At 42.2% G+C, this 12,748-nt stretch carries 11 protein-coding genes; all 11 read right to left on the minus strand.

All coding sequences use genetic code 11. From position 1 onward, the window contains the following. Window positions 1–298 precede the first annotated feature (298 nt). Window positions 299–910 (minus strand): fumarylacetoacetate hydrolase family protein, encoded by a 612-nt coding sequence (locus IH598_11575; protein MBE0639150.1) that lies wholly within the window; start codon window positions 908–910, stop codon window positions 299–301. Between the two features lie 202 nt (window positions 911–1,112). Next, entirely contained in the window at window positions 1,113–1,571 is a 459-nt protein-coding gene (locus IH598_11580) for a tetratricopeptide repeat protein (GenBank protein MBE0639151.1), read from the minus strand. A gap of 106 nt (window positions 1,572–1,677) precedes the next feature. Next, a complete protein-coding gene (locus IH598_11585; protein MBE0639152.1) occupies window positions 1,678–2,499 on the minus strand; it encodes a 3'-5' exonuclease in 822 nt (273 codons plus the stop codon). A gap of 76 nt (window positions 2,500–2,575) precedes the next feature. After that, window positions 2,576–3,874 carry a 2-oxo acid dehydrogenase subunit E2 gene (locus IH598_11590; protein MBE0639153.1) on the minus strand — a complete coding sequence of 433 codons (1,299 nt, stop codon included), beginning with the start codon at window positions 3,872–3,874 and terminating at the stop codon, window positions 2,576–2,578. Between the two features lie 130 nt (window positions 3,875–4,004). Then, entirely contained in the window at window positions 4,005–5,969 is a 1,965-nt protein-coding gene (locus tag IH598_11595; protein MBE0639154.1) for a glycosyltransferase, read from the minus strand. 160 nt (window positions 5,970–6,129) lie between these two features. Next, window positions 6,130–6,735, minus strand: coding sequence for a rhomboid family intramembrane serine protease (locus tag IH598_11600; protein ID MBE0639155.1), 606 nt, complete (start codon window positions 6,733–6,735; stop codon window positions 6,130–6,132). A 31-nt stretch (window positions 6,736–6,766) separates the two neighbouring features. Then, on the minus strand, window positions 6,767–7,594 hold the full coding sequence (locus IH598_11605; protein MBE0639156.1) for a hypothetical protein: 828 nt from the start codon (window positions 7,592–7,594) through the stop codon (window positions 6,767–6,769). A 68-nt stretch (window positions 7,595–7,662) separates the two neighbouring features. Next, window positions 7,663–10,638, minus strand: coding sequence for a serine hydrolase (locus tag IH598_11610; protein MBE0639157.1), 2,976 nt, complete (start codon window positions 10,636–10,638; stop codon window positions 7,663–7,665). Window positions 10,639–10,886: 248 nt separating this feature from the next. Then, on the minus strand, window positions 10,887–11,234 hold the full coding sequence (locus IH598_11615) for a TM2 domain-containing protein (GenBank protein MBE0639158.1): 348 nt from the start codon (window positions 11,232–11,234) through the stop codon (window positions 10,887–10,889). Next, complete coding sequence (locus IH598_11620; GenBank protein MBE0639159.1) at window positions 11,231–11,548, minus strand: DUF2752 domain-containing protein; 318 nt, start codon at window positions 11,546–11,548, stop codon at window positions 11,231–11,233. Before IH598_11620 ends, IH598_11615 begins: the two co-directional genes overlap by 4 nt. Before the next feature lie 92 nt (window positions 11,549–11,640). After that, window positions 11,641–12,657 (minus strand): UDP-N-acetylmuramate dehydrogenase, encoded by a 1,017-nt coding sequence (gene murB, locus IH598_11625; protein MBE0639160.1) that lies wholly within the window; start codon window positions 12,655–12,657, stop codon window positions 11,641–11,643. Window positions 12,658–12,748: the final 91 nt, after the last annotated feature.

Genomic DNA, 12,748 nt, shown 5'->3' on the forward strand with positions numbered 1-12,748 from the left:
CAATTGAGCTACGGAGCCAATATTTCAACTTTCTGATCCGTAGTCATGCCGGATGTCCGGCACAATTGAGCTACGGAGCCAATATTTCAACTTTCTGATCCGCAGTCATGCCGGATGTCCGGCACAATTGAGCTACGGAGCCAATATTTCAACTTTCTGATCCGTAGTCATGCCGGATGTCCGGCACAATTGAGCTACGGAGCCAATATTTTTTGATAAGAACAAATTCATATCAAACCAGCTGCAAAAATAATCAAATTTGACAATGAGTGAGATGTTATCGATAAATTTTACCAATTTACTTCACGTCACACTTGAGCATCCGTTCATCATCAATATAGGCTTCCAGGCGGTCGCCGATAGATACAGGGCCAACTCCTGCAGGTGTTCCGGTGAAAATGAGATCGCCCATTTTCAAGGTAACATACTTTGAAACATGGATCAGGATGTTGTTGAAATCAAACATCATCAATCTGGAATTTCCATCTTGTACAAGATCTCCGTTTTTAAAAAGCCTGAAATGGATGTTTTTTGGGTCAGGATACTTACTTAATGGCACGAAATTACTGACCGGCGCCGATCCGTCGAACGCTTTTGCTGCTTCCCAGGGTAGCCCTTTTTGCTTGAGTTTGTCCTGTAGGTCCCTGGCTGTGAAGTCAATACCGATTCCAATTTCGTCATAATACGTATGGGCAAACTCAGGAAGAACATGCCTGCCGTTTTTTTTGATTTTCAGCACTAATTCAACCTCATAATGAATATTGGAGGAGAACTCCGGGTAGAAAAACGGCCGGTTGCGGATAATCATCGCAGTGTCAGGCTTCATAAAAAAAACGGGCTCGTCGGGTAATGGGTTATTCAATTCACGGGCGTGCTCCACATAATTACGACCAATACAGATGATTTTCATGGCACAATCTATTTAAGTTGAATGGCAAATGTACATGAAACTTGTACACCTGCCTATGAAATTGTTTTACTGCTGATAAGCAGGTTTTTGTTGTTTCTTCGCGTTGGTGTAACGTTTTGAATGTTTTACATGCTTCGGGCTGTAATCACAAATATTTTCGGTTGATTGAGATTTGCCAAACTCATTTAAGGTAACCAGCTATTTAATCCACAACTGGGGGTGCATTCTCTTTGGTGTTTGAACCTCCGAAAAGGGAGGAAAACCATCCGCGTGCTACCATAAGTGTGGTCTGAGCCGGGCTCAGCTCGCGCGACTTGTTATAATCCTGCAGGGCGCCGAGAAAATTTCCATTTGCATGTTTCGCTCTGCCACGATAGTAAATCGCTTCGATATAATCTGGTTTTTGATCGATAGCTTTGGTAAAGTCAGCTATGGCATCTCTGTAATTCTCGAGCAAATAATTTACATAGCCTCTCAGGAAATGAGCGGGAGTGAGCGTTGAATCCATTTGAATGGCTTTACTGCACATCAGGAGTGCGGTTTCCGTGTCGTTTTCTTTTTGTAAAATAATGGCTTTTTCAAGATAATCAACTGCGGTATTCTGGCTGTAAATGCATGCAATACAGAGTATCTGAAAAATGATTAGAAAAACTGTTCTCATTGTAACGGGATTCTATGAAAATTCACTGATTAATGATACGCTGAGAAATCAAAAAAGTTACAAATTGATGGAATTTTTGCAGATCATTTCTTAATTTTAAAAGGATTCAGGTAGTAACCGAACCTTTGTTAAACTGCCGAAGTTTAATGGCTGTTATCACTTTTTTGGTCGAAAGAGGAAAATCAGCTTTCATCATCCAGTCATAGTAGGCCGGCTCTTTTTCGAATACCATTTCCACGCTCTTTCCTTTATGTTTTCCAAAGTTGAAAACTTCCTGTTTCTTGTCGTTGTAAACCAGGTGTCCGACCAGGTCGGCAGAATTATATTGCTCAGAGAAGCTGCTCAAGGCTCCCATATCATTCACCACTGGAGTCATCAATTGCCCCTCTTTGTTTTTAATTTGTACATTATGATACCGATCGAGCTGGGCTTTCAGAATTTCATATGTGGCCATGGCGTCGGCTTCGGCTGAGTGATTGTTGGTGAGGTCTTTTTCGCAGTAGAATTTATAAGCGGCATGCAATGTCCGGGGTTCCATTTTGTGAAAGATATTCTGAACGTCAACAAACTTTCGGCCTTTAAGATCAAAATCGACATCAGCCCTGAGGAACTCTTCCACGAGCAATGGAATATCAAATTTGTTCGAGTTATATCCAGCCAGGTCGCTGTTTCCGAAAAAGCTGTTCAACTCCCCTGCAATGTCTTTAAATGTGGGTGAATCCTTCACATCGGTATCCGTGATGCCGTGTATTTCGGTAGATCGGGGTGGAATTGGGATTGTAGGGTTAATGAATCTGGTGTAGATGTCTGTTTTTCCGCCGGGAGAGATCTTCACAATGCTGATCTCGATGATACGATCAACAGCGACATTGATTCCTGTGGTTTCGAGATCGAAAACGGCAAGTGGCTTAGTGAGGTGGAGTTCCATGTCTTTTGAATTAAAAAAGAAACCCCAGGGGTTTAAACCGCCAGGGGTTACCTTTTGATTATGAAATTATTCAATTTCAGATTGTTTGGTTTGGATCGAATCCTTCAAGGTATTCTCTTATTCGCTTAAGGTACATTCCTCCGAGCGCACCGTCCACAACCCTGTGGTCATAGGCTAGCGAGAGGATCATGATATGGCGGATGGCAATCACATCACCCATCTCGGTTTCGATCACAACGGGGCGTTTCTTAATGGCGCCAAGACCGAGGATGGCTACTTGTGGCTGGTTGATGATCGGTGTGCCGGTAAGGCTGTCGAAACTCCCGAAGTTGGTCACGGTGAAGGTTCCTCCCTGGATTTCATCAGGGTCAAGCTTGTTGTTTCGCGCCCGGTTGGCAAGCTCATTTACAGCTTTGGCCATACCCACCAGATTCAAATGATCAGCGCCTTTAATCACCGGAACAATGAGGTTCCCGTTTGGAAGCGCCGCAGCCATTCCAATGTTGATATTTTTACGCTTAATAATTTTATATCCGTCCACCGACACATTTACCATTGGGTAATCGCGAAGTGTTTTTGCTGCGGCTTCAAGAAATATAGGGGTAAAAGTAATCTTTTGGTTTTCGCGTTTCTGGAATTGGTCTTTTACCTTGTTCCGCCAGTTCACGATGTTTGTAACATCCACTTCTATGAATGATGTAACGTGTGGTGAAACCTGTTTTGACATCACCATATGATCGGCTATCAGTTTGCGCATCCGGTCCATTTCCACGATTTCCTCGCCGGAAAGGGCAAATACTTTTGGTGCATCAATTTTTACCGGCTGAGTGGCAGGTTGCGGTTTAGAAGCGGGTAGATCAGCTTTCACTTCTTTTCGAGTTTTCAGGTAGTTCAGCAGGTCGTCTTTAGTCACACGGTTTTCTTTGCCGCTACCCGGTATTTGCTCAAGTTCCTGAACCGAGATCTGCTCAGCTTTGGCAATACTTTTAACCAATGGAGAATAGAATCGTGTTGAAGATGAAAAATCTCCGGGGGGAACCTCTGCGGATTCATTGTTTTCAGCTTCCCGGGTCGTAAGTTTCATGTCAGTGTCGGGTTTTGCGTTTTCAACCACCGGCGCCTCATCTTCATCTCCTTCCATTTGAATGATGGCAATTACTTTTCCTACCGGAACCACATCGCCTTCATTGTAAAGTAGTTGTAAAACTTTCCCTTCGACAGGTGAAGGGATTTCTGAATCAACCTTATCCGTTGCGATTTCAGCGAGGGAATCGTCCTCCTGCACACTGTCGCCGGGTTGTTTCATCCATTTTGTAATGGTTGCTTCTATGATACTTTCGCCCATTTTGGGCATGATAATCTCAAATTTTGCCATTTATACTTTATGGTTTAGAATCAAAGGTTTATACTAAAAAGGAACAATACCAGAAAAATAATGTTCAAGTCATTTTTGAAATGCAAAACTAACGTTTTAGTGGCTAATGAGTTGTTAACGAATTGAAAATTTAGTGATTTCCGAGATTGCGAAGTCCCTTCAGGATGATATTCAGATCATTTTTTGTCTTATAATCTCTTGCATAGAGCAGGTTAAGCCGGTCGAGAGTTTCTTTGTTAAGTTCCTTGAAATGAAGTGCAGCAGCAGGATTGAGTACTCCCGGACGAAGGTCAGGAAGCATTTCGGTATTTTGCGTTCCGGTTTTGCAATATCCAACCCAGGTTTTTTTTGCAAAAAGTACCTGGAAAATATTTCTTGTGAATACGAAAGGCTGTTTCACAACAAAAATGGTGACCGGCAGACTTAAAAAAAGCAAACACGAAGTAATGACATCGAGAAACCGCTTGTTTCGACGGTTACTTATTTTTGCGATGGAGTTGAGCTCGAGGGTGAAAAGGTCGCCAGCTGTATTGATTGAGTTGCTTCCGATCAGCGATAAACTTTCGGGTGGTGCAATTTTATAGTCTACTTCAAGATGCTTTAATTCCGACATTTTATCGATGATATTGCGTGATGGGATATCTTTTGCGCAAAAGATGATTTCGTTGATCTGATAAATTTCTATGATTTCCCTGATCTGGTCGAAACTGCCAATGAAATTGCTGCTGTCTGTTTTTTCGGAAAAACTGACCAGGCCGATGAAAGCAGGCTGTGTTTCGATAGTTGTAAGGAGATTAGCCACTCGCCCGGCCTCTTCGCTATTGCCCACAACAATGTAACGCATGCTTCCGTCATCACCTATTTTGTATTCCGAAAAACCTACCCAATGTAATAAATACCGGATGGAGGTCATGGCAAGGTAGCCCCAGAAAGAGCCCAGCAGGATTAACGCCCTCGAATAACGCAAGGTTTCATCCAACAAGCTGTAAAACACCAGAATAGCAATTGTGCCGGCAAGAAGTCCTCTGAAAATCTTGTACAGGCTGATGGGCTTGTCATATCCACCAGAGAGGTAAACAGAAAGCAGCCAGATGAAAATATAAGAGGGTACAGCAACGATCAGAAATTCGATCGGATAATTGCCGCCGTCCTTAAAAACCACCGATGTGGCCCAATAAATCTGGATAAAATAGATTCCTGCAAAAATGACCAGTGCATCGAGCAATTTAAGAAAAATTTTTCCTGATACCCTTCGAAGGATGGCTAAAAATGCCCTGAAATATACTGCCAGATTAATAAGCAGCGAAAATAACCGCGCATTTTTTTGGGAAAAATGTTTTTTAGCAAAAATGATCATTGCCTGGTAGAACACCAATACATAATTGATCGAACTTTTTTTGGTGCTCTCGCCTTTGTAGTGAATGATCCGGGTTTCGGGGAAATAGTAATTTTTGAAGCCTTCCCTGGTGATACGGTAGGAGAGGTCAATGTCTTCGCCGTACATAAAATAAGATTCATCAAGCCCTCCGACTTTATCGAGGATGGGCTTTCGGATAAGCATAAAAGCGCCACTAAGTACATCCACCTGGTGGATTTTATCTGGATTCAGGTAAGTGAGATGGTATTGACCGAAGATTTTTGATTTTGGAAATATCTTTGACAGGCCAAAAATTTTGTAAAAAGCAACTGCTGGTGTGGGCAACCCACGCTTGGATTCGGGTAGAAATTTCCCTTTACCGTCAACCATTTTGACACCCAATCCACCTGCATCGGGGTTTTGGTCCATAAAAGCGATGATCTTGTTAAAAGTATCGTCTTCAACAATGGTATCGGGATTAAGCAACAATACATATTCCCCTTTTGCAATGCGTATTGCCTGGTTGTTGGCCTTTGAAAATCCGCGGTTGTCCTGGTTAGCAATCAGTTTTACTTCCGGAAATTTTTCCTCCACCATTTTCACCGAGCCATCCACTGAATTGTTATCAACCACAAACACTTCACAATCAAGCTTGCCAGCAGCCTTGCGTACTGAGTGCAGACATTGTTCCAGAAAATGTTTGACGTTGTAATTAACAATAACGACTGAAAGCTTCATGTTCAAATTCAATTCATGATACGATATCATTGCGTCGCCAAAGATAGTTACATTCTGAAATTGCCAGTTAAGGTTAATAATGTCGTGACTCGCATCGCAGAACATCCATACCAGGAATAAAAACTTATTGAGCAGTCAGGATAAGAAATACAAGGGGAAATTAAAATCCCAGCTGCTTGTAGAATAAAGTGAGGTAATCAGGATGGATAAGAAGCGTAAAGACAATACCAAAAATGGCGCCCCAGAAATGGGCATTGTGACCAATGTTATCCTGGTTGCGCTTTCCCATGTATGCTGAATAGGCCAGATAAAGAATCCCGAACAACCACGATGGAATACCCACCGGTATGAAGAAAAAGAAGATCCGGCCATCAGGATAAAGAATGATACTGGAAAATACTACGGCAGCCACTGCCCCTGAGGCGCCCACTGCGTTGTAGTAAATGTTATCTTTGTTTTTAGCGAAGTCCCATAAGGTTGCAAAGATTAATCCACCAATGTAAAGCATCAGCAAATAGAAATTGGCCATTTGCCCGAAATCCCGTGTGAAAATCTGCATGACCACGCCACTGAACGACCAGAGCACAAACATGTTGATTAGTAAATGCCCCCAGTCGGCATGAAGCAATGCATAAGAAATGAACCGGTACCACTCGCGGTCATGTTTAATGTACCAAGCATTAAATTTTAGCCTATCAAATAATTCCCGGTTACTAAAGGCAAAGAAGGAAACAATTGCGGTTACTAATATGATAACCAAAATCATAATCAGGTATTTTAGAGAGAAAAATCGAAGATTACTTTACGATTTCCTGTGCATCAATCTCGGTGAAATCGAGTTCTGATCCCATCATGCTATGGGGAATAAGGAAGGTCATCAAGAGTGCAAGTGCGGCAACAATGACCCAACCACGTCTCCGTGGATTCTTTCTCACTTGCAGCCATGCCACAACCCATATCAAAAAAGTCGCGAGCGATTTGTTATCGGTCAGGTCAGTTCCAAAAGGCCACCCTGTCCAGAAGGCGCCAAAAGCAAATTTTTGAATGATCGGCCCAAAGATCATTCCCCCTACCCCAAAGAGTAAAACTGTCCACATTGCGTATTTCAACGTGTTTTTGCCATTCGTCAATGCTTCAATTCCAGCTCTTGTCGAAAACATCATTGCCAGAAATATGATAAGGATGTGAGGGAATAATACCGCTTTGGGTACTATACCTTTGTAGCGCAGTACTGGAGGTGTACTTGTGAGATTTGCAAAGTTACCTTCTTTACCTATAAAAATTTCGTAAGTCATTTTGCCGGCTGGGGGAAGATTCGGAAGATAGGCAACCAGGTCAACACCTTCGCGGACCATCGGGAGCTTTTCTGACCAATCGTCATTACTTCTGAAACGTTTAAACCTGTATTGTCCTTCTATTTCAGGGTTTTCGGCTTTTACTTTTACCGCAGCATCTGTATCACCTTCCCATGTTCTTATCAGTCGGTATTTTATTTCATCCTGACCAACTTGAAGTTTTCCCCTGACCGGGTATGTAGGTCCGGTACCCCGCTGATGAATGGCGGCGCCTGCCATTAATAGGAATGAAAGTATCCAGAATATTGTTGATTTAAGACGGTAACTCATTGTAATTTTGATTTTTGCATTATTAATTATTACAGTAGATATTAATTTCCATTATTTTTGATCATTGATTAAAACGCAGAACTCCTGTTTTCGTTCAACAAGTCATACATTAATTGATGCAATTTAGTGCGGAGGTTCAATTGAGAGATTTTACGATTATTGGCATCCGGATGCACCCGGTTGGAAAGAAAAATATAAAGTAAACCATTAGAAGGATCAGCCCATGCATATGTGCCGGTGAAACCCGAATGGCCATAACTTTGGTTAGTAGCCCCCTGGCAGGTAGGTCCGGATGAATCATATTTAGGTAAAGGCTTATCAAAGCCCAACCCACGACGATTTGATTCACCAGGATATTGTGTTCGGGTGAATTCCTTTACAGTTTTAGGAGCAATATATTGTCTTCCGCCATAATAGCCATTTTGCAAAAACATCTGCATGATGACAGCCAAATCATTTGCATCAGCGAAAAGTCCGGAATGGCCGGCTACTCCTCCAAGCATGGCAGCTGCAGGGTCGTGCACAAACCCATGCACCAGTTGCTTCCGGAAAACTGTATCCCATTCTGTGGGAGTAATCCTGTGAAGTGGGAACCGTTTTGCTGGATTGAATCCCATCGTTGTCAGTCCCATGGGTTTAAAAAAAGTATTCATCGAGAAATCTTCAAAAGGTTGGCCGGTAATCCCTTCAATCGCATCATAAATCAGAATTAGCCCGAGATCGCTGTATTTAAATTCTTTCTTTTTCAAAAGCGCTGATTTAACGATGGTATCAAATAAAATAGTCCGGTAGTTATCATGAATATAAAATTCGCTGGCTACCTGTGTGGAATATCCCGGTTGAAGGGTATTTGAATAGATGGTGGAGTCGGGTTTAAAGTCAACGATTGTATTTTTATAAAATGGGATCCATGGTTTCAACATCGCCTGGTGAGCAAGAATTTCGCGAATGACAAGGGCTTCTTTATTGGTGTTGATCAGATAGGGCAGATAACCCGAAAGCTGCATATCAATATCGAAAACACCCTTATCGGAAAGATACATAATGGCCGGAGTAGTGGCTGCAATTTTGGTGATGGAAGCCAGGTCGTACAAGTCATCGGTTTTGACAGGTTGCAACTTCTCGTAAGTATGGTAGCCAAATGATTTGTAATAAAAAACCTTTCCGTCTTTTGCGAAAAGAACCTGGCAACCGGGAAAAGCTCCTTTTTTAATCCCCTGTTCGATGAGACGAGAAATAGTATCAAGTTTTGACGAAGGAATGCCAATTTCTTCAGGGATTGTATATTTCAATCTGCCAATTGAATGAGTATCAATGCCGGCTCCGGCTCTGAATGAAGGTGAAGCAGTAACAGGAAGGCGGCCTCCGCCACTGATTGCTCCGAAAATAATTTGGGCGCTGATATCTTTGGCTGCCGGTTGGTCTTCGTAGGAAAGAACAATAGCATCAATCCACTGATGATCATTGAAATATAAAAGAGAGTAAGGACTTCCGAAGATGTCGAGTATCAGTTTGCCCTGGTGGTTTTTAAGTTTGTCGATTACTTCGAGAGCTGATTTTTTTATCCCATAATTTCTGCTCAGATAGTTACTTGTATTTTCGATCCCTACAATGACCAGGTTGTAGTCTTCCAGTTTTGACAGGAGTTCATCAGTTGAACTTTTGTCAGGATCTGAAGGCAGGTTGAAATGATCAATAGGGGCATAGAATTCAAGCCGCTCCTGAAAAGGGCTTATCTTCGAACTACCAATGACCAGTGATGCAATTTTTAAAGTATCGAGATGGGTGAGGGGGATAAGGTCTGCATCATTTTTGACAATTGTTATTGCTTTTTCAAATACCTGGCGAATAACCAAATCGTTATTTCGCGTATTCAGATCGGCGGATAGATTCTTCAGGTCCACCGGAATTTCATCAGCAAGTCCTGCCTGGTATTTGTAAGTCAATACTTTTCGGCATCGTTGGTTGATTTCTTCTTCATCAATTTTTCCATCAGCAACTGCCTGCCTGATCTTTTGCAATGCAAGCGGAATGTTAAGTGGCAAAAGGAGAATGTCGTTCCCTGCAAGGAGCGCCATCAGTTCAATGTCTCCTGATTTGTGATAGTTGGTCACCCCTTCCATGTCCAGTGCGTCGGTAATTGAAAGTCCTTCAAAAGCCATGCGGGTTTTCAGCAGGTTATTCACAGCTTTTGGTGATAGCGAGGTGGCCAGGTTTTTGGTATTGTCGATGGCAGGGATAAAAAGATGAGCGATCATGATGGCGCCAACGTTATTCTCAATGGCCACTCTGAAGGGGTGAACGTCCGTTGTATCAATTTGCTCAAATGTGTGATTGAGCAAGGGTAACGTGTAATGTGAATCACTGTCCGTGTCGCCATGTCCGGGAAAATGTTTTGCAGTGGCGATCACGCCTGCGGCCTGCATCCCTTTAATGAAAGCAACTCCTTTTGCGGCTACATTATCTTTATCCTCACCAAACGAACGGAAGTTGATCACCGGGTTTTTTGGGTTGCTGTTGATGTCGATGACCGGAGCAAAATTCATCATGATTCCCGCCCGATGACATTGTTTGCCAATTTGATATCCAACTTTGTAAATCAGTTCATCATCCTGTACCGCCCCCAGGGTAATGTGTTTGGGAAAAGGGGTTACGCTATCGAGTCGCATGGCCAGTCCCCATTCTGCGTCAATACTGATGAGCAGAGGTGTTTTTGCGAGGTGCTGCCAGTGGTTGATCAATTCGGCCTGTCGTACCGGGCTACCCTGAAAAAATGTTAATCCTCCAATGTTGTAATTAATAATCAACCGGCTGATACTGTCGTAAAACAACCGGTCCTTATTGGAATAGGTGCGGATCATGAAAAGTTGAGCAACCCTTTCGTCAAACGATAGCGAGTTAAATACTGAGTCCACCCATCGCATTTCATCTTTTTTTACATCGCTGATCTCTGTTCGGTTTACCGGGTTGTCCTCTTGAGGGTAAGCAGGAGTGGTACCAGGCACGAAAATCAGAAATACAAATAACCTAGAGAGAATTCTCATGTTCATAACAGTTTTAGCCATATCAGTTGATCTTCATACAGGGTAAAAAGCAAAAAAAATACTAACAAAAACGGCGTCAAAGATAATCTGACGCCGTTAATCGCAGAAGTTTAGGATGAAATTAATCCAGTTGAATCCAATCTAAACTAAAAACTATTCAGTCACAAGCGGGGATATTGTCGATTCATCATGAAAAAAAAGTAAAAAGACATTGCCGGAAATGAATGAAAAATAATGCACCTGCAATATTACTTTCCGAAAATTGTCACCACTTCGTATGCAACTCGTTGATTATAAGTGAATGCAATGTTACGATAATTCACCAGGTCAACAATAGTTCCAATAAAACAAAGTCCTGCAGTAAAAAAATAGAGAATCCCCATGCCAATCTGGTCGGTGAGGAAGCGTTGGATTCCTGCAAAGCCTAAAAATCCGAGTAGTGTAGTCAGGAGAATGATTTTTGGATCACGACGGCGGGAGCGGTACATAAAAGAGAAATCCCGAATTTGATCTTCGGTGTAATTTTTTAGCAGATCATTCAGGTAGAACATCTCATCGCCTTCTACCTCAGGCAAATACTTCAGTAATGTGTTCATAACTTTTGTGTTTTTGGATGATTAAATTTGATCGAAGAATAACTCAATATAGCAATGCGGTGAAAAATTACGATGATCGCAATCAGGCCAAAAGGATGCATTTGAAGTGATTGGGCAATGTGGCCGTGTAATGCAAGTGTTACCGACCTTCCTAGTCCACATCCGGGACAATATGAAAATCCAAGATTGTCCAGAGGGCAAAGGGTATAATGATGGTTTTCGGGTGAGGAAGAGTACAAAATGACGACAGCTGCCAACCAGATCAACAATTCGAGATGTTGACAGGTGAACCGCAGTATTTGTTTAACGCGCATCATTGAAGGCAACTTTTAACTTATCGTTGCCAAAAGTAATTACATTCTTCAATAATCCAACATTTGTAAACAGATGTAAGAATCACGGCACGCTAATAAATGTTGACTTCCGGTTCAAGGATAATTCCAAACTCCGTTTCAACTGATTCCTGGATTTTTTGTGCAAGTTTTAGTATCTCAGATCCATCAGCATGTCCGTAATTCACCAGAACAAGTGCCTGTGTTGCGCAAACACCGGCATCTCCATGTCTGAATCCCTTCCAGCCGAGATGGTCAATCATCCAGCCGGCAGGAATCTTGTAACCACCCTTTTCGCCAGGATATCCCGGCAATCCGGGGTATTTTTTCAAAAGATCAATGTATTTTTCCCTGCTTATGGCAGGATTTTTAAAGAAACTTCCGGCGCTGCCAATTTTGACAGGGTCGGGTAATTTTGAACTCCTGATCCGGCAAATTGCATCTGAGATTTTTTTCAGCGTTAATTCTTTATCTCCGGCGCCTGCAAGCTCCCTTTGGATGTCGCCATATCCTGTGTTGAAAACTGGTTTTTTCGACAATCGGTAGGTAACTGATAAGATGATGTATTTATTTTTTAATTCCTTCTTGAAGATACTGCTCCGGTAACCAAATTTGCATTCCTTGCGGTTAAAAGTGATGATCTTACAGCTATTCATTTCCAATGCTTCCAGTGATTCAAACACATCCTTTTGCTCCACTCCGTAAGCGCCTATGTTCTGAATTGGCGCTGCTCCAACATTTCCCGGGATGAGTGAAAGATTTTCCAGTCCACCCAGATTAGCACTGATGCACCAGCAAACGAACTGATGCCAGTTTTCGCCGGCTTTTGCCTTCACCAGTGTACTTTCTTCAGTTTCATCCTTTAACTCAATCCCCCGGGTGATAATTTTCATGACAACACCGTCGAAGTCTTTGGTAAAAAGAATGTTGCTGCCACCATTAAGAATCAGGAACTTTTTGTCGCGCCAAAATCCTTTACTGATGAAGCTGACGATTTCATCATCATTTTTAAGTTCAACAAAATACTTTGCTTTTACATCAATTCCAAAGGTGTTAAACTGTTTCAGCGGGAAGTTTTCTTTGATCAGCATGTTTCATTAATTTATCATTATCATAAACTCAGAAAAGCAGGAATATTGTTTTAAAGAATCCCTCCTCTTTCATATTGACATTATCCGGATT

The organism is Bacteroidales bacterium, from assembly GCA_014860585.1.
Classification (GTDB): domain Bacteria; phylum Bacteroidota; class Bacteroidia; order Bacteroidales; family 4484-276; genus RZYY01.

Excerpts from the sequence above, each read along its gene's own strand:
- IH598_11575 (MBE0639150.1), bottom strand. The coding sequence starts at position 910 with ATGAAAATCATCTGTATTGGTCGTAATTATGTGGAGCACGCCCGTGAA.
- IH598_11580 (MBE0639151.1), bottom strand. The coding sequence starts at position 1,571 with ATGAGAACAGTTTTTCTAATCATTTTTCAGATACTCTGTATTGCATGC.
- IH598_11585 (MBE0639152.1), bottom strand. The coding sequence starts at position 2,499 with ATGGAACTCCACCTCACTAAGCCACTTGCCGTTTTCGATCTCGAAACC.
- IH598_11590 (MBE0639153.1), bottom strand. The coding sequence starts at position 3,874 with ATGGCAAAATTTGAGATTATCATGCCCAAAATGGGCGAAAGTATCATA.
- IH598_11595 (MBE0639154.1), bottom strand. The coding sequence starts at position 5,969 with ATGAAGCTTTCAGTCGTTATTGTTAATTACAACGTCAAACATTTTCTG.
- IH598_11600 (MBE0639155.1), bottom strand. The coding sequence starts at position 6,735 with ATGATTTTGGTTATCATATTAGTAACCGCAATTGTTTCCTTCTTTGCC.
- IH598_11605 (MBE0639156.1), bottom strand. The coding sequence starts at position 7,594 with ATGAGTTACCGTCTTAAATCAACAATATTCTGGATACTTTCATTCCTA.
- IH598_11610 (MBE0639157.1), bottom strand. The coding sequence starts at position 10,638 with ATGAGAATTCTCTCTAGGTTATTTGTATTTCTGATTTTCGTGCCTGGT.
- IH598_11615 (MBE0639158.1), bottom strand. The coding sequence starts at position 11,234 with ATGAACACATTACTGAAGTATTTGCCTGAGGTAGAAGGCGATGAGATG.
- IH598_11620 (MBE0639159.1), bottom strand. The coding sequence starts at position 11,548 with ATGCGCGTTAAACAAATACTGCGGTTCACCTGTCAACATCTCGAATTG.
- murB (MBE0639160.1), bottom strand. The coding sequence starts at position 12,657 with ATGCTGATCAAAGAAAACTTCCCGCTGAAACAGTTTAACACCTTTGGA.